Source organism: Candidatus Thiodiazotropha endolucinida (assembly GCF_001715975.1).
GTDB lineage: Bacteria > Pseudomonadota > Gammaproteobacteria > Chromatiales > Chromatiaceae > Thiodiazotropha > Thiodiazotropha endolucinida.
On the sequence record NZ_MARB01000013.1, the window covers coordinates 83,141 to 100,089 of the forward strand.

The following is a 16,949-nucleotide window of genomic DNA, read 5'->3' on the forward strand; positions in this document are numbered from 1 at the left end:
CGGATTGATTTTTCATTTCCCAGGACCTGCGTGAACGGTCAGCCGGGAAATGCCACTACATGATCCACGGCAAGACGCACGCCTATCCTTTCACCGACCGCATGATCGTGATGACTCTGCACCAGACAGAGCAACTCGGTGCCGTCATCCAGGGAGAGCGTATAGAGATACTCAGCGCCTTGAAAAACCTTTCCAACGATCTTCAGCTTAAAGTCACTCTCGTCATCATGAATGATATCGTCGGGACGCAGCAACAGCTCAACTGAATCCCCTGCCTGGTGTTGCTGCTTGAAATCGGCGGACATGGTGCCGAGTGCCGATTCGATACGACCACCCGCCAATACCCGACCCGGGATCATAGCGCCCTGTCCGACAAACTCCGCCACGAATCGATCCGCCGGCCTGTGGTAGATGTGGTAGCCGCTGTCCCATTGACGTAAACGCCCGCTACCCAATACACCGATGATGTCAGCCAACGCGAATGCTTCCAATTGATCGTGTGTCACGAGGATCGCTGTCACGCCCTCTCTTTTCAATATTGCCCGAACCTCTCCCGCCAACTGTTCCCTCAACTCCACATCGAGACCGGAAAAGGGTTCGTCGAGCAGCAGTATCTCCGGTCTTGGCGCCATGGCCCGGATCAATGCAATCCGTTGTTGTTGCCCACCGGAGAGCTGATGGGGATATTTATCCTCCAGGCCGCTGAGACCGACCAACACCAACAACTCCCCAACTCGTTGTCGTTGCGACTTACCACTGATCCCACGCAGTCCAAAGACGACATTCTCCCCAACAGTAAGGTGGGGATAGAGGGCAAAATCCTGAAACACCATACCGACCCGGCGCTTCTCGGGGGCAAGTGTGTGCCCCGGACGTGAGACCTGGCGCCCGTGCAGCAGAATCTCTCCGTGGACCAAGGGTTCGAATCCCGCAATGGCGCGCAGCAGGCTGGTTTTGCCACAGCCGCTCGGCCCCAGCAGACAACCTATAACGCCGCTCTCCAGTTCAAAGCTGACATCGTCCACCACGACCTGGCGGCCATATCGTACACTGGCGTGTCTGACTTCAAGCTGATTTGGCATGGCGAGACCGGGTAATGGTACGACTCAACAGTATCACCGGGAGAATACCCACGGCAACAATCGTCAACGCCGCATATGAGGCATCGGCCAACCGTTCGTCAGAGGCCAGTTCATAGGCCCTGACAGCCAGGGTATTGTAATTGAAGGGGCGTAATATCAGGGTAGCGGGCAGCTCTTTCAAAACATCCACAAACACCAGCAACAGGGCTGTCAGCAGACTCCCTTTCAACATCGGTATATGCACCCTGCGCACAATCTCCCCGGAACCGGTACCCAGCGAACGAGCCACTTCGTCCATGGTCGGCCGGATCTTGCCCAATCCCGCTTCAACCGTTTGCAGGGATACCGCCAGAAAGCGTACCAGGTAAGCGAACACCAAGGCGATCAAGGTACCGCTCAGCAACAGTCCGGTTGACCAGCCGAACTGTTCTCTAGCCCAGCTATCGAGCGCATTGTCAAAGGCGGCAAATGGTATCATGACACCGATGGCGATAACCGTACCCGGAATGGCATAACCCATCCCCGCCAGCCTCACCGCAAACAGGGTCGACCAGCTCTTCTGTTGCCGTTTTCCGTAACCCAACAGCAGCGCCAACATCAGTGCCAGCAGTGAGGCGGTACCCGCCAACACGATTGTATGGGTGATCAGATTCAAAAAACGGCTATCGAGATTCTCCTCTGCGGTGGTCAATGCCCACCACAAAAGCTGCCCTGCAGGCAGGATGAACCCGAAAAACAGCGCCCCTGAACAGATCAGAAAGGCCATCACCGATTGCCTGGCATTCAATTCGAAGCGGGTCAATGCCTGATGGCGTTGACTGGTATGGTGATAGCGCGCCTGTTTGCGGGAAATTTTTTCCAGAATGATCAAGGCGAACACCACCAGCAACAACATAGCGGAGAGTTGTGCCGCTGCGGCTGCATTGTTCAGGCCATACCAGGTACGGAAAATACCCGTGGTAAAGGTCGAAACGCCAAAATACTGCACCGTACCGTAGTCGGCCAGGGTCTCCATCAGGGCCAGTGAGAGACCCGCCACGATTGCCGGTCTGGCCAAAGGTAGGGCGACCGAAAAGAAAGTCCGCCAGGGACCGTTACCCAGGGTACGGCTGACATCCAGCACACAGATCGATTGCCCCAGAAAGGCGGCTCTCGATAACAGATAGACATAAGGATAGAGCACCAGTGCGAGCATCAATGCCGCACCTTCGATGGAACGGATCTCTGGGAACCAGTAGTCGCCGTAACCCCAGCCGGTCCACTCCCGGATCATCGTCTGCACAGGGCCGGCAAAATCGAACAGACCGGTATAGGTATAGGCAATGATGTAGGCGGGTATCGCCATCGGCAGCAGCAATGCCCATTCGAACACCGATCTCCCTGGAAACTGGCACATACTGGTAAGCCAGGCCGTACTGACACCCAACAACAACACACCGATAGCCACACCAACCATCAACAACAGGGAGTTGATGACATAGTCCCGTAAAACCGTATCAGCCAGATGGCGCCAGACCTCACCGGCAGGTTCAAAAAGATAGCTGAGCACAACGATCACAGGCACCGCCAGCAAAAGCGCTAACGAGAGTACCGTCACACTCCACCCATTCAGCCTGATGGAGAGGTGGGGCCATGGAAATCGGCTGGCCGTGGGTCGCACGTCAGATCACTTCCATCCCGCCCGATCCATCATTCGCAGTGCATCCGGATTGAGCAGACCCAGCTGAGCCAGGTTGAGCCGGTCCATCTTGAAATCACCCCATTCTTTGAGAAGTTCGTTAGGTTCCACATCTGTTCGAACCGGATATTCCCCATTCGCCTCAGCATACCAGGCCTGAGAGTCGCGATTGACAAGGAATTCCAACAGCTTTACTGCATTTTTCCTGTTTTTTGCCGCTTTGGTCAGGGCCGCCCCACTCACATTCACATGCGCACCCCGACCCTGCTGATTCGGCCAGAAGACTGCCATTTTCGCAGCCGCATCGCGCTGTGCCTGATCCTTCGAGGTTAGCATGCCGGCAAGGTAGTAGGTATTCGCAATGGCGATATCACACAGGCCGGCCGCAGCAGCCTTGATTTGATCCCGGTCCCCTCCCTTGGGTGGACGCGCGAACTGTTTGACGAAGGCTTTGGCCCAGGTCTCCGTCGCTTCCGCACCATTGGCGGCGATCATCGAAGCCACCAGGGATTGATTGTAGATATTGCCGGACGAGCGGATACAGATTCTGTTATCCCAGTCAGGATCTATCAGTGCTTCATAAGTCGATAATCTCGACGGATCCACCTTTCCTTTGACATACAGAATAGGTCGAGCCCGCAATGAGAGGCCGTACCAGTGGCTATCCGGATCGCGAAAACTCTCCGGCACCACGTCCCGAAGGACCTTGGATTCCACCGCCTGGGTGACCCCTGCCGCTTTAGCCCGATGCAGTCGACCCGCATCGGTGGTGATCAACATGTCGGCGGGCGTGTTGCGCCCTTCGCTCTGCAACCGCTGCAGGAGAGCATCGGCCTTACCGGTAACAAGATTGACTTTAATCCCCGTCTGCTCGCTGAATCGGTCAAGTAGCGGTTTGATCAGTTGCTCTTTTCTTGCCGAGTATAGATTGACGACCTCATCCGCCAGACTCAACGAAGGCGCTATGAAGGTCAGCATTAGACTCAGCAAAATTGATTTTGATACAGGTGACACAATGACCTCCTTTCAAGATCTTCAATAATTGATATAGTATGGTATATAAGAATGATAACGATTATTATTTAGATTAGCAAAATATAATGGCTCAAAGCAACCGACACTCGGCCTTTCCGGCTGATGGCGCTAGATTTATTCAGGACTTGTCGATACTCACCCGATCGGCCCTGTTGTACACGAAAAGGTGACCATCCGGCAGCCGGGAGAGAAGTCTGATTCATTCAAATAGGTGATGGGCGGCATGGAGTGGCGCTTGCACATGCCCAATTCGCAGTGACAGGGGCTATTTATTCCGCCCAACGGCGTTATCATTTGCTCACCGACCATGCAGGACGAATACAATGTCCCAACAGTACCTATTAGATGCTCGATAGCAGGCCCTAATGAAACAGCGACAAAAGAGAACCGGCATAACCCTCGTCCTCACCGGCGAGGGCAAGGGCAAATCATCCAGCGCCTTCGGCACCGCATTCAGGGCGGCAGGCTGGAATATGCAGGTACTCGTGATTCAGTTCATCAAGGGAAAATGGAAGACAGGCGAACAACAGGCTGCCTCCCGATTTGAGAATATCGAGTGGCATGCCCTGGGTGACGGATTCACCTGGGATACCAAAAATCCCGAGCAGGACCGCCGCACCAGCCGGGAGATCTGGCAACTCTGCCAGCAGAAGATTCGCACCCGACATTATGATTTAGTGGTACTGGATGAGATCAACTACGTCTGCCAATATGGCTGGATCAGCGGGCAGGAGATAGCAGCCTTCATCCAACAGGAGAAGCCGCCCTGGATGCACCTGATCCTAACCGGACGAGGCGCATCCAAAGAGGTCATCGACATCGCAGATACAGTGACCGAGATGAGATTGGTCAAACACGCCTTTGAGCAGGGTATTCATGCTGAACAGGGGATTGAGTTCTAGCACCCGTCGTCACCAACCCTATAGGTTCCGTCGTGACTATTTTCCGTCCAGCAACCTACCGATACCGCCGAGTACGGAACCCTCTCCCTGATCACCGCCGCCCGATGAAGGTGCGTTCGCCAGGATCCGATCGGCCATGCGCGAGAATGGGAGACTCTGCAACCAGACGGTACCCTGCCCTTTCAGGGTCGCCAGGAACATACCCTCGCCACCGAACACCATGGACTTGAGGTTGCCCGCGCGCTGGATGTCATAATCGATGCCTCCGGTGAATCCGACCAGACAACCGGTATCCACCCGCAAAGTCTCCCCGGAAAGGCGTTTTTCAATGACCGTACCACCGGCCTGGATGAAGGCCATGCCGTCCCCCTCCAGGGCCTGCAGGATAAAACCCTCCCCACCGAACAGCCCCACGCCAAGGCGGCGATTGAATGCGATATCGACCTTGGTGCCGAGGGCCGCACAGAGAAAGGCGTCTTTCTGGCAGGTCACCTTTTCACCCAGCTGCTGCATATTCAGGGGCACGATATTGCCTGGATAGGGGGCGGCAAATGAGACCCTTTTTTTACCGTTACCCCGATTCGTGAAATGAGTGGTAAAGATCGACTCGCCGGTGAAGACCCGCTTGCCCGCGGAAAAGAGCTTACCCATCAAACCCTCATCCGCGTTGGAACCGTCACCCATCTTGGTCTCGAAATCGATCCCCTCCTCCATATAGGTCATGGCGCCCGCTTCGGCGATCACCGTCTCGCCCGGATCCAGTTCCACTTCCACCAGCTGCATTTCGGATCCAAGGATCTCATAGTCCACTTCATGACAACGCATCGATCTCACTCCTTTTCGGGCTCAAAATAGATTGATTGACAGCGAAACATTTCACCAATGTGCAAAATAATATCAAGTAGTATTCTAATTTAAGCTTGGCGAGTTTTCCGCGCTAGATTGCCATCGTGCCGGTAACCATTGTTACTATTGTAGTTTTGATTTGGAGCGTGCCAATTGCCAAGTTGACCTATGTAACAATGGGCATGTATGCTGCCCGCAGGCCCTCCAGCAAGGGAAAGCGTTTTATGTCCTTGGTCAGTTGGTTAACTACACCTAGCTCCACCGACCACTCGTGTATTGTCTGCGGCAACAAACAAGGCAATAAGATCATCCTCAACGCGCTGCATTGGCATCCTGAACATGGCCAGCTCGAAGTTGCACGGTGTGGTGGTTGTGGAAGCGCTTTCACACTAAACGCAAGGAAATTGATCACCCCATACCCATCGGCCGATATGGATCTTCAAGATCCATATTTTATCTATCTGATCTATCTCTACCTGGAGTTAAACGCAGGTTTGGGATGGAAAATCCCACTTCTTGAACGCCTTCCCTACCATCGCTACAAGTCCATGTTGGAGATCGGTTGCAATGTCGGTGTCGCGCTCGATTATTGCCGTACAGTATGGCAGATAGATGCCCTTGGACTCGAGCCTTCAGCCTACGGCATCAAAGGGGCAGAGTTGTTGGATATTCCTATCATCAATGCCTATACCCATGAAGCCGAGGAGTTGCGCAACAGAAGATTCAGTTTCATCTATGCCACCGAAGTCCTCGAGCACGTTAGCGATCCACTTGCATTCTTAAAGGAGATACGTTCATACCTTGAGCCTGACGGAGTCCTGCTCATTACAACCCCCTGCTCATCATCAATTCACAAACTAACTACCCCAGGTGAGTTGTATGCAATATTGTCGCCTGGCGCCCACTACTTCGTACTCTCACAGAAACAGCTTCGACAACTTTCCAAACAAGCTGGTTTTCTACATTCTGTCATCGAGTTGAACGGTAACACTATTATCGCATACCTATCCGACCGGCCCATTACACTCGAATCCACATCCTCAACTGAGATGCGGATGACTGCATATTACGATGCGAAAATCTCAACTGAAGCAAAACTTGACGACCGAGTCTATCTCGGCCAGCTGATTAACTACTACATATCTGCCGTCAAATCCAATACTCCATTTGATGAGCATGGCGTTTCTCGGAAGATCGACAAAATATTTTACCGCCTATTCAAGCTCTCTTTTGAAGCCCCCCTGGAACTGGCAGAGCGGGTAAACCAACAAACATCCCTATTTGATTTTGGAATGACAGTCCCCTATTCACTGGCAATCTATCTCTATCATCGAGCCGAGTATCTTCGAGGCATTGATGCATCAACGGGGCACTACTACGAACTGGCTGCGCTAGTTGCTGCCAAAAGCCTACAAGTCGACTTCAAAAGTCAGTTTCTCAACCACTACTTCCTTAAGCAGGCTCAACGGCAAATCCAATCCATGCCAGCCAGGTCACGCAATTCAAGCCAGACCTCCGTACAACTGCGCGAGATCACTGATACAATAACTGCCACTATACCTGAGCTTAAGAACCCGTCACTCAATACTCTCTCTAAAATCAGGCGTAGATTTAAATCGCTTCTCAACCGATGGCAGCAATAGAGACTGAGTAAGAATTAATAGATCACCACTAACTTAGGCGGTATTCTCACAAGTCCATGAAAGCACAAAACAATAAGAGGTTCCCAGATATTGATACCGTATTAATATGTAAAAACTGGTGACATTTTGTTCTTGTAAATCGGTTGACGGCTGAAATTCTAATCATTGGGGCATAGAATCTAAGCCACCTCATCACCATCGCCAAATTCTGCCGGAGGGCCACAAACAATGACAACACTGATCGTGCTACTGGTAATCATTCTGGGCCTCATCGGATTCGGTGTTGGCCTCTACAATAAGCTAATCACCGGACGTAACCGCTATCAAAACGCCTTCGCTCAGATCGATGTGCAGCTGACAAGACGCCATGACCTGATTCCAAACCTGGTGGAAACGGCGAAGGGTTATATGAAGCACGAGAAAGAGACCCTGGAGGCGGTGATCGAGGCGCGTAACCGGGCGGTGAGCGGTTTGCAGCAAGCGGCCAAGGACCCCTCCGATCCCGATGCAATGAAACAACTTGCAGAGGCGGAAAAGGGACTGAGCGGCGCCCTGGGACGGCTCTTCGCTTTGGCGGAGGCCTATCCCGATTTAAAGGCCAATGAAAACATGATGCAACTCTCTGAAGAACTGGTGAGCACAGAAAACAAGGTCGCATTTGCCCGCCAGGCTTACAATGACGCTGTGATGCAATACAACATCGACCGGGAGTCCTTTCCCAGCAACCTGATCTCAGGTTGGTTCCGATTCCAGGCCGCAACCCTATTGGAAATAGAGGATGAAGCCAAACGTGAGGTACCGAAGGTCTCATTCAATTAATATTTCGTCTTTCATTGAGGCGATCTGTTACTAGGCCCTAGATAGGATCACGGAACGTGAATTTCTTCGAACATCAGGACCAAGCCAAGCGCAACACACGACGCCTGGTGTTGCTGTTTTTGCTTGCTGTCGTAATCATTGTCATCACCATCGATGCGGTGTTGCTACTGCTGTTCGGCAACGTGCTCAGTGACACCGCGGGAACAAGCCAAACCCTGAGTGGCTTTCTTACTGACAACAGCGCCATTTTGCTGTTCGGTAGCGGAGGAACCGGCGCTGCAATCGGGCTGGCCAGTCTCTTCCGTAGCGCCAGCTTGAGGGATGGCGGCGGTGCTGTGGCACGCCAAATGGGAGGGGTGCCGGTAGAAGCCGACCCGAAGGACCCGCTACGTCAGCGTCTGCGCAACGTGGTGGAAGAGATCGCCATCGCCTCCGGCGTGCCGGTGCCCGAGATCTACATCATGGAGCAGGAATCCGGCATCAATGCCTTTGCCGCCGGTTATTCACCCAGTGACGCTGCGGTGGCGGTAACCCGGGGCACCCTCGAAAATTTGAACCGCGAGGAGCTGCAGGGCGTCATCGCCCACGAGTTCAGTCATATCTTCAATGGCGACATGCGCCTCAACATTAGGCTTATCGGCGCCCTGTTCGGCATCATGATCCTGGCGATTGCCGGGCGGCGCATCCTCTCCGGCGCTCGCTTCTCCTCAAGTTCAAAAAACAATAACGCTGGCGCGATAATCCTGTTTGCCGCAGCACTCACCGCCATCGGCTATATCGGTCTGTTCTTCGCCCGCTGGATCAAGGCTGCCGTCTCCCGTCAGCGGGAGTATCTGGCCGATGCCTCCGCAGTACAGTTTACCCGCAACCCACAAGGTATCGCCGGCGCGCTGAAAAAGATTGCCGCGCACAGCCAGGGCGCCTCTTTGACCAGGGACAGTGAGGAGATTGCCCATATGTTGTTCGGACAGGGAATGCGGGCCACGCTATTTGCCACCCATCCTCCCATCATCGGACGCATTCAACGTATCGAACCTGGGTTTCGGGAACAGGAGCTGGGTGAAATTGCCAAACGCATGCTGCGACGCTCACGAAGAGAAGCGGAACGGGAGGCTGCCGCAACCCAGGCCAGCGCGAAACGCGCCCCCTTCGATCCGCGTACGATCATCGAGGGGATAGGTCGACCCGGCTGGGAGCAGATTATGGCTGCGGCGGCCCTTGCTGCCACCCTGCCCGAGAGTCTGGTCTCGGCGGCCCGTTCAACCGAGTGGGCACCGGAGCTCTTACTCTGCATTCTGCTCGACAAGGAGGAGTCAATACGCGACCAACAGCTCTTTGCCATCGCCCGCAGACTGGGAGCGGAGAGTGAAACACAAGTGCGATACCTGATGACATCCGCCATGCCGATCCAACCTGAGCAGCGCCTTCCCCTGCTGGAGATCGCCTTCCCCGCCCTGAAACGTCGACCGGTCGAGTTCATTCATCGTCTGCTCGACACCGTTACCGAGATCGTACATCTCGATGGCAAAATAGAGGTATTTGAGTTTCTGCTAGCGAAGGTGATCAGTCTCCACCTGACGGATGCGCTCAACCCCGCCCAAAGCCACACCGGCGGTAACCGAACCCTGGCGGACCAGGCTCAGGCGGTTCGGGATGTGATCGCTATCCTTGCCGATCATGGCCATAAAGAGAGTGAGCTGATTCATCGCAGCTATGAAAACGGCATCAACAGTATTGGGCTGGAACATCTACCCATGCAGCGGCCGACCGATTGGGTAAAAACACTGGATATGGCGCTGGATCAACTCGACGACCTCAAGAACAAGGAGAAGGAGCGGCTCATTACCGCATTGATGGAAACAATCCTTACCGACACCCAGGTCGCCACTGAAGAGCTGGAACTCCTGAGGGCGATCGGCTCAGCCCTGCATATACCGCTCCCCTTGATGAGCGATCGCTCTGTATCGCGTCAGCTCTGATTAACCCCACTCGAAAACATTCCCAGACCGCGCTTACTAGGGCCTGTTAACACTAATCCGGCGACTAAATAAATTACTTTTTCTGTTTCAGCAGATCGGCCAACTCACCGAAAGGCTGATAGGTACTGGCACGGTTCGCAGCTGTTTCGGCAGAGGAGTACCCGGCATCCGCATCGAGGTGGCGCGAATGTTCATTATCATGACAATAGATACACAGCAATTCCCAATTGCTACCGTCCGGAGGATTGTTATCATGATCATGATCGCGATGATGTACCGTCAGCTCCCTGAGATTTTCCCGGGTAAACTCCCTCGCACAACGGCCGCAAACCCATGGATAGAGCTTCAATGCCTGTTCCCGATAACCCTTCTCCCGCTGTTCCCTGTCGCGACGGGCCTGGGCGACGATCCGGTCCAGTTTCTCTTTTGACTGCTCCGACGACATATTCAACCTCTGATTGACGGAAACATTAGGGATGCGGCGTACGAGTGACACCAATCAATGGTAAATATAGTCGTTTTCCCTGGCCCTTACCCACTCCCGGACCAGAGTTGACCGACATACCCTTGGCCAAGATCGCTCCCATTGTGGCATCGTGGCTGACGGCTGCATCCCACACTGATAACATCGATCACCTTGAGACCTAATCAGTAGAGTATCCCACTGTGAAAAACTCTCTTCTACTTCGATTCGGAACGGTTATCACCATCCTCTTCATCCTGGCGGTATCGGGAATGGTGAGTTCAATGATCATTGCTGAAACCGCCGAAGGTTACGCCGCAGCCATCAATCAGGCCGGTACATTGCGCATGCAATCCTATCGTATTGCCAGCAGCCTGGTGCATAGAACGAAGTTCCATGACGAATTGGCCACCACCCGGACCAGGGAGCTGGTCACTGAATATAATCAACGCCTGTTCAGTCACCGTATCCACGATGTACTGACAAAGGGACCCCATAAAAAAGTCACCGAAAGCTATGAAAAAGTCGAATCCCAATGGCGGGAGCTGATGCTGCCCAATTTGGAAGATTACCTGAAATTGAGCGCATCCACTTCCCTATCGACCAATGAAAGGCGCCAACTCGACATCAGTCAGCGTAACTATCTGTCATTGGTGGACAACTTCGTCGACGATATCCACAGATTTGTCGAGGCCCTCGAAATCGATGCCGAAGAGATAAACCAACAGCTCAGAATCATCCAGATCATACTGTTGACCCTGACGTTTCTGGTTGCACTGATCAGCCTCTATCTGACCAAGACACGGGTACTCAATCCGCTGCGTGATCTGCTGGCCTGCGCCAATGCGGCACGACACGGCGACTTTTCCATACGTAGCCGTTATCTCAGTGATGATGAACTGGGTCAACTGGGTCAGGCGTTTAATGTAATGGCCGAGGATCTTTCCGTGATCTATGCGGATCTTGAAAACCGGGTACGAAAAAAGACCCATGACCTGGAACAGAGCAATCGCACACTGGAACTGCTCTATTCCGCGACCAAGCGGTTGAGCGACTCCACGTTGAGCGAAGATGTACTGATCGCGGTGATACACGATATCGAGGCGTTATTGGGCGTGAACAACGGCACCATCTGTCTCGGTCAGCCCGGTGATCAACATGCCTATCGATATGCCTCCACGCGAGACGCCGATATCCTCTCAAAGGAAAAACCGGACAATCAGTGTGCGATCTGTCTCGGTGAGGGGAGATCACATACCTTCAAAATTGCCAAGTCAGATACGCATGCGCCGGTTAATGTCTTTTCCACTCCAATCAGGGACAAGACCCAGCAATACGGCGTATTGCTGGTGGAATTTCCCGTAACCACGCAGCTGGAGGAGTGGCAGGAGCGCCTGTTGGAGACCGTTGCCAGCCATATTGCCCTGGCAATCAACGTCGCACAGCAAGTGACCCAGAGTCGAAAGCTCTCATTAATGGAGGAACGCAGTGTCATTGCAAGAGAGCTGCATGACTCCATTGCCCAATCCCTCTCCTACCTGAAGATCCAGGTAGCCAAGTTGGAAAAGTCGATAAACGATGAGCGCGATAAAAAAGATATTTTATTGGTTAGCGCGGCCTTGCGCTCTGCGCTCAACGGCGCCTATCGACAACTGCGGGAACTGTTGACCACCTTCAGACTCAGGGTGACCGACGCCGACCTGGGCAAACTGATCAGGGAGACTGTTGAGGAGTTTGAAAACAGATCAGGATTTGTTATTGAATACACCAACCATATCGGAAATTGTCAATTCACGCCCAATGCAGAGATTCACATCATACAGATCATCCGCGAGGCGCTCTCGAACGTCATTCGCCATGCCAATGCAAGACGGGCCAGGGTGGTGCTGGAGTGCAATCAGACGGGACGGGTCAATGTCAGCATCGAGGATGACGGCATCGGAATCAATGACGAAAGTGATATGATGCAACATTATGGACTGCCTATCATGAAAGAGCGTGCTGAGTGGCTGGGCGGAACATTGACCATCAACGAACCGGCAGGTGGCGGCACCCGAATAGATCTCAATTTCAATATTACGGACGCCTCCAACAGTGAATCCAAGAAGATGTTGATCGAGCAGTTAAAACATGGCTGAACAGCAAACCTACACCGTACTCACTATCGACGACCATCCTCTGTTCAGGAAGGGTGTATCCGATCTGATCGATATGGATGATACCCTGGAGTTGGTGGGTGAGGCCGCCAATGGACCGGACGGGCTGGTAGTGGCGAAACAGTTCAATCCCGACCTGATCCTGCTGGATATCAATATGAAGGGCATGAACGGACTCGAAACCCTGAAGGCGATCAGAGAACAGGAGATCGATTCCAGGGTGCTTATGCTCACCGTGTCCGATAATGAAGAGGATGTACTGACCGCCTTACGCCTGGGTGCGGACGGCTACCTGCTGAAGGATATGGAACCTGAGGATATCCTAAAATCGATCCGTAAGGCGGTGGAAGGCTCCCTGGTGATCAGCGACCACCTGACTCAATTACTGGCGAAAGCACTGAGGGAGGATGACAAACTCAAAGTGAAGGATCCCATCACCTCGCTGACTGCCAGGGAGAAGGAGATTTTGCAATGCATCGCCCAGGGCCAGAGCAACAAACAGATTGCGAATGTCCTGAATATCTCGGAAGGAACGGTCAAGGTACATGTCAAGCATCTGCTCAAGAAGCTCAACCGGCACTCCCGAACCGAAGCGGCTGTGTGGGCATTGAAAGAGGGAATCACCGCTGGCCGTTAATCATTTCAAGCGCCTCTAACCGATCCGTTCAGGTCATTATTTTCGACCATCAACCCGATTCTCTACCTCATACGACATACAGCCTACCCAAATAGTAGTAATAGGGACTACCAAAATATTGGTAACTTCTTGATTCTATTAATAAATTCTTAATCTTTTCCATTCAATCCTTGATCCGTGTCAAAGCAGTCGCACCCCTCTGGTGAAACACTTTAGGCTCATTGAGAGATTGTCACCTAATCCGGTGAGCTATCGCCGATTCGACTACCTCGATTGAGGCATGATTTTGGATATATCCATAGACAGAGTTCAGTTCCTCCGTGGCGACGTCAACAGTCGCCGCAGAGGCATACATCCACCCTGGTCGATTGGGGATTCCAGCTTCCTGGAACTCTGCAACCGTTGCGATGAGTGCATCAAGGCATGCCCGCCCGGAATTATCATCAACGGGTCAGGCGGCTTCCCTGTGATTGACTTCACTCGGGGTCATTGCACATTTTGCGGCGACTGCGTAAAGGCGTGCCAACCCAAGGCTTTGGAATTCCCTGAAGATTTATCCACTCCACCCTGGTCGCTTGAGATCGAAATCGAACAGTCGTGCCTCTCCCTCAATGGCGTTGTCTGCAGAAGCTGCGGCGACATCTGCGAGGAACGTGCAATTCGGTTTCAGCTTCAAACGGGTGGCCGCTCACAGCCGCAACCCGATCCTGCAACCTGTACCGGTTGCGGGGCCTGCGTCGCAGTTTGTCCGAGTAAATCAATAACAATTACCCCCATTTCAAATGACCACGCGGTATCAACACAAGTCCGTGAGGAGATGCTCAATCCATGAATATATGCAGCTTGATCGTCCATACCAAACCGACCCAGGGAGCCGAGGTGTGCCAACGCCTGCTAGGGTTCCAGGGAGTCGAGGTCCATGGAGGAACCGAGGAAGACAAATTGATTGTCACTATTGAGGACGAGGGTGAGTCGATGTCACCCGTGTCAGACACTATGAATGCCCTTCGTGACGTGAAAGGCGTCGTGAACACTGTTTTGATTTATCACTATGGCGGTGAAGAGTCGATGGAGGAAATGAACCGTGAAATTAACTAGAAGAGATTTTATTAAGAGTAATGCAGTGGCCGCAGCAGCCTCCGTGGCTGGTGTTACCCTGCCGGTCAGCCAATCCGTTGCTGCCGAAGCAGACGACGGCATTCGTTGGGACAAGGCTGCCTGCCGTTACTGCGGTACCGGCTGCAGCGTACTGATGGGTGTAAAAGACGGTAAAGTCGTGGCCAGTCAGGGCGATCCTGACGCACCGGTCAACAAGGGCCTCAACTGTATCAAGGGCTACTTTCTGCCGAAGATCCTCTATGGTGAGGATCGGCTGACCAAACCGTTGTTGCGCAAAACCAACGGCAAATATGACAAGAACGGCAAATTCGAAGCCGTTTCTTGGGAAGAGGCCTTCAAGACGATGGCCGAGAAATGGGTCGCAGCCCGTAAGGCCAAGGGCCCGAAAGGTGTCGGCATGTTTGGCTCCGGTCAGTGGACTGTGTGGGAAGGCTATGCCGCACAGAAACTGTTGAAGGCAGGTTTCCGTTCCAACAGCCTGGAACCCAACGCCCGTCACTGCATGGCCTCTGCGGTAGGCGCCTTCATGCGCGCTTTCGGTATCGATGAGCCGATGGGTTGTTACGACGATCTGGAGCACGCCGATGTCTTCGTGCTGTGGGGCGCCAACATGGCGGAGATGCACCCGATTCTCTGGTCCCGTCTCACCGACACCCGTCTGACCAAGCCCGGCTGCGAAGTCCATGTGCTCTCCACCTTCGAGCACCGCTGCTACGAGCTTGCAGATAACGATATGATCTTCGAGCCCCAGACCGATCTGGCGATCCTCAACTACATCGCCAACTACATCATCCAGAACAAGGCCTATAACAAGGAGTTCATCGACAAGCACGTCAACTTCACCAAGACCCCGACCGATATCGGTTACGGTCTGCGTGCCAATGATCCCCGCGAGAAGGCCGCCAAGAACCGGAACAAGGGCAAGCTCACCAAGATCAGTTTCGAAGAGTACGCCAAGTCGGTTGAACCCTACACCCTGGAGTACACCTCCAAGCTCTCCAAGGTACCGAAGGACAAACTGCTGAGACTGGCCAAAGCCTACGCCGATCCCAAGAAGAAGGTCTCCTCTTACTGGACCATGGGCTTCAACCAGCATACCCGCGGTGTCTGGGTCAACGGCCTCTGTTATAACGTCCACCTGTTGATGGGCAAGATCTCAGAACCCGGCAACAGCCCCTTCTCCCTTACTGGTCAGCCCTCCGCTTGCGGTACCGCACGCGAGGTCGGCACCTTCACCCACCGTCTGCCCGCAGACCTGGTCACCAAGAAGGATGCCCACTGTAAGTTCGCCGAGAAGACCTGGAAACTGCCGGCCGGCACGATTCCAAGAGCCAACGGCAAGACCGACGGCGCCGATCAGACCGATATCAGCGGCAAACCCATGGGCAAGACCCTGATCCATGCGGTCGCCATGCATCGCGCCCTCAACGACGGCAAGATGAATACCTTCTGGGTCATGTGTAACAACAACATGCAGGCTGCGGCCAACATGAATGACGAGAGTTATCCCGGTTGGCGCAACCCGGACAACTTCATCACCGTCTCCGACCCCTATCCGACGGTATCGGCCCAGGCCGCAGACCTGATCCTGCCGACCGCCATGTGGATCGAGAAGGAGGGTGCCTACGGTAACGCAGAACGTCGTACCCAGTTCTGGCGTCAGCAGGTTGCCGCACCGGGTGAGGCCAAATCTGACGTCTGGCAGGTCATGGAGTTCGCCAAATACGTCAAGGTCGAGGATGTCTGGCCTGCAGACCTTATCGCGAAAATGCCTGAGTATGCGGGCAAGACCCTGTTTGACGTGCTCTACGCCAACGGGCAGGTCGACAAGTTCCCGGTGGAACAGGTCACCGACAGCCGTGGCAACAAGTACGACAACGACGAGTCGGCTGACTTCGGTTTCTATGTACAGAAGGGTCTGTTCGAAGAGTATCGCCTCTTCAACTCCGTTGAGGGTATCCCGAAAAAGGGTCACGAGATGGCCGACTTCGATACCTACCACAAGGTCCGCGGTATGCGCTGGCCTGTGATCGACGGCAAGGAGACCCTGTGGCGTTTCCGCGAAGGCTACGATCCCCATGTGGCCAAGGGTGATGGGGTCAAGTTCTACGGCAAGCCTGACGGCAAGGCCAACATCATCACCGCGCCCTATGAGCCGGCCGCCGAGCCACCGGATAAAGAGTACGATCTGTGGCTCTGCACCGGCCGTGTATTGGAGCACTGGCACTCCGGCTCGATGACCCGTCGCGTACCCGAGCTCTATCGCGCGGTGCCCGACGCGGTGGTCTACATGCATCCGAAAGACGCCAAGAAACGTCGGCTGCGTAACGGTGCGCTGGCCAAGCTCACCACCCGTCGTGGCGAGATCGTGTGCAAGGTCGACACCAAGGGTCGCAACAAGTGTCCCGAGGGCCTGATCTTCGTGCCCTGGTTCGATGCGGGACGCCTGGTCAACAAACTGACCCTCGACCAGACCGATCCGCTCTCGAAAGAGACGGACTACAAGAAATGCGGTGTCAAGGTGACACGCGCATAGCTTGTACGGTGCCGGTCCGGGCAACCGGACCGGCGGTTAACTGAAAACGGAAGC

Annotated in this window: 14 protein-coding genes; 9 read left to right on the forward strand and 5 right to left on the reverse strand. The window is 53.9% G+C overall.

All coding sequences use genetic code 11. The annotated features are described in order from the left end of the window. Nucleotides 1-38 precede the first annotated feature (38 nt). From CODIS_RS12195 to CODIS_RS12205, 3 genes are read right to left on the reverse strand one after another with little or no spacing between them, the layout of a single operon-like run. Nucleotides 39-1,082, reverse strand: a complete 1,044-nt coding sequence (locus tag CODIS_RS12195; RefSeq protein ID WP_069125364.1) for an ABC transporter ATP-binding protein — start codon at nucleotides 1,080-1,082, stop codon at nucleotides 39-41. Next, nucleotides 1,066-2,742: an ABC transporter permease gene (locus CODIS_RS12200; protein ID WP_083220727.1), complete on the reverse strand. Its 1,677-nt coding sequence runs from the start codon at nucleotides 2,740-2,742 to the stop codon at nucleotides 1,066-1,068. Before CODIS_RS12200 ends, CODIS_RS12195 begins: the two co-directional genes overlap by 17 nt. A 6-nt stretch (nucleotides 2,743-2,748) precedes the next feature. After that, nucleotides 2,749-3,738: a Fe(3+) ABC transporter substrate-binding protein gene (locus CODIS_RS12205; RefSeq protein WP_069125367.1), complete on the reverse strand. Its 990-nt coding sequence runs from the start codon at nucleotides 3,736-3,738 to the stop codon at nucleotides 2,749-2,751. Nucleotides 3,739-4,160: 422 nt separating this feature from the next. Here CODIS_RS12205 and cobO point away from each other — a divergent pair, with 422 nt between their 5' ends. Then, the gene (gene cobO, locus CODIS_RS12210) at nucleotides 4,161-4,697 is read left to right on the forward strand and encodes a cob(I)yrinic acid a,c-diamide adenosyltransferase (RefSeq protein WP_069125370.1); all 537 of its coding nucleotides are present in this window, start codon (nucleotides 4,161-4,163) and stop codon (nucleotides 4,695-4,697) included. A gap of 36 nt (nucleotides 4,698-4,733) precedes the next feature. Here the strand turns inward: cobO and CODIS_RS12215 are convergent, their stop codons facing one another. Next, entirely contained in the window at nucleotides 4,734-5,522 is a 789-nt protein-coding gene (locus tag CODIS_RS12215) for a TIGR00266 family protein (RefSeq protein ID WP_069125373.1), read from the reverse strand. Nucleotides 5,523-5,647: 125 nt separating this feature from the next. Here CODIS_RS12215 and CODIS_RS12220 point away from each other — a divergent pair, with 125 nt between their 5' ends. From CODIS_RS12220 to CODIS_RS12230, 3 genes are all read left to right on the forward strand, one after another. Beyond that, on the forward strand, nucleotides 5,648-7,186 hold the full coding sequence (locus CODIS_RS12220) for a class I SAM-dependent methyltransferase (RefSeq protein ID WP_154723110.1): 1,539 nt from the start codon (nucleotides 5,648-5,650) through the stop codon (nucleotides 7,184-7,186). Between the two features lie 228 nt (nucleotides 7,187-7,414). After that, nucleotides 7,415-8,005 carry a LemA family protein gene (locus CODIS_RS12225; RefSeq protein ID WP_069125378.1) on the forward strand — a complete coding sequence of 197 codons (591 nt, stop codon included), beginning with the start codon at nucleotides 7,415-7,417 and terminating at the stop codon, nucleotides 8,003-8,005. 56 nt (nucleotides 8,006-8,061) lie between these two features. Next, a complete protein-coding gene (locus CODIS_RS12230) occupies nucleotides 8,062-9,984 on the forward strand; it encodes a M48 family metallopeptidase (RefSeq protein WP_069125381.1) in 1,923 nt (640 codons plus the stop codon). A gap of 73 nt (nucleotides 9,985-10,057) precedes the next feature. Here the strand turns inward: CODIS_RS12230 and CODIS_RS12235 are convergent, their stop codons facing one another. After that, nucleotides 10,058-10,429: a YajD family HNH nuclease gene (locus CODIS_RS12235; RefSeq protein WP_069125384.1), complete on the reverse strand. Its 372-nt coding sequence runs from the start codon at nucleotides 10,427-10,429 to the stop codon at nucleotides 10,058-10,060. Nucleotides 10,430-10,650: 221 nt separating this feature from the next. Between CODIS_RS12235 and CODIS_RS12240 the strand changes: the two genes are divergently transcribed. The 5 genes from CODIS_RS12240 to napA all read left to right on the forward strand — a co-directional run bounded on the left by CODIS_RS12240 (nucleotide 10,651) and on the right by napA (nucleotide 16,895). Then, nucleotides 10,651-12,585, forward strand: a complete 1,935-nt coding sequence (locus CODIS_RS12240) for an ATP-binding protein (protein ID WP_069125386.1) — start codon at nucleotides 10,651-10,653, stop codon at nucleotides 12,583-12,585. Continuing rightward, nucleotides 12,578-13,240 (forward strand): two-component system response regulator NarL, encoded by a 663-nt coding sequence (gene narL, locus CODIS_RS12245; RefSeq protein WP_069125388.1) that lies wholly within the window; start codon nucleotides 12,578-12,580, stop codon nucleotides 13,238-13,240. Before CODIS_RS12240 ends, narL begins: the two co-directional genes overlap by 8 nt. A 280-nt stretch (nucleotides 13,241-13,520) precedes the next feature. After that, the gene (gene napF / locus CODIS_RS21740; protein WP_083220729.1) at nucleotides 13,521-14,072 is read left to right on the forward strand and encodes a ferredoxin-type protein NapF; all 552 of its coding nucleotides are present in this window, start codon (nucleotides 13,521-13,523) and stop codon (nucleotides 14,070-14,072) included. Then, nucleotides 14,069-14,338: a chaperone NapD gene (locus CODIS_RS12250; RefSeq protein WP_069125390.1), complete on the forward strand. Its 270-nt coding sequence runs from the start codon at nucleotides 14,069-14,071 to the stop codon at nucleotides 14,336-14,338. Before napF ends, CODIS_RS12250 begins: the two co-directional genes overlap by 4 nt. Beyond that, the gene (napA, locus tag CODIS_RS12255; protein ID WP_069125393.1) at nucleotides 14,325-16,895 is read left to right on the forward strand and encodes a nitrate reductase catalytic subunit NapA; all 2,571 of its coding nucleotides are present in this window, start codon (nucleotides 14,325-14,327) and stop codon (nucleotides 16,893-16,895) included. The genes CODIS_RS12250 and napA overlap by 14 nt, the downstream gene beginning before the upstream one ends. The last annotated feature ends 54 nt before the right edge of the window (nucleotides 16,896-16,949 follow it).

Excerpts from the sequence above, each read along its gene's own strand:
- CODIS_RS12195 (WP_069125364.1), bottom strand. The coding sequence starts at position 1,082 with ATGCCAAATCAGCTTGAAGTCAGACACGCCAGTGTACGATATGGCCGC.
- cobO (WP_069125370.1), top strand. The coding sequence starts at position 4,161 with ATGAAACAGCGACAAAAGAGAACCGGCATAACCCTCGTCCTCACCGGC.
- napF (WP_083220729.1), top strand. The coding sequence starts at position 13,521 with ATGATTTTGGATATATCCATAGACAGAGTTCAGTTCCTCCGTGGCGAC.
- CODIS_RS12235 (WP_069125384.1), bottom strand. The coding sequence starts at position 10,429 with ATGTCGTCGGAGCAGTCAAAAGAGAAACTGGACCGGATCGTCGCCCAG.
- CODIS_RS12205 (WP_069125367.1), bottom strand. The coding sequence starts at position 3,738 with ATGCTGACCTTCATAGCGCCTTCGTTGAGTCTGGCGGATGAGGTCGTC.
- CODIS_RS12250 (WP_069125390.1), top strand. The coding sequence starts at position 14,069 with ATGAATATATGCAGCTTGATCGTCCATACCAAACCGACCCAGGGAGCC.
- CODIS_RS12225 (WP_069125378.1), top strand. The coding sequence starts at position 7,415 with ATGACAACACTGATCGTGCTACTGGTAATCATTCTGGGCCTCATCGGA.
- narL (WP_069125388.1), top strand. The coding sequence starts at position 12,578 with ATGGCTGAACAGCAAACCTACACCGTACTCACTATCGACGACCATCCT.
- CODIS_RS12215 (WP_069125373.1), bottom strand. The coding sequence starts at position 5,522 with ATGCGTTGTCATGAAGTGGACTATGAGATCCTTGGATCCGAAATGCAG.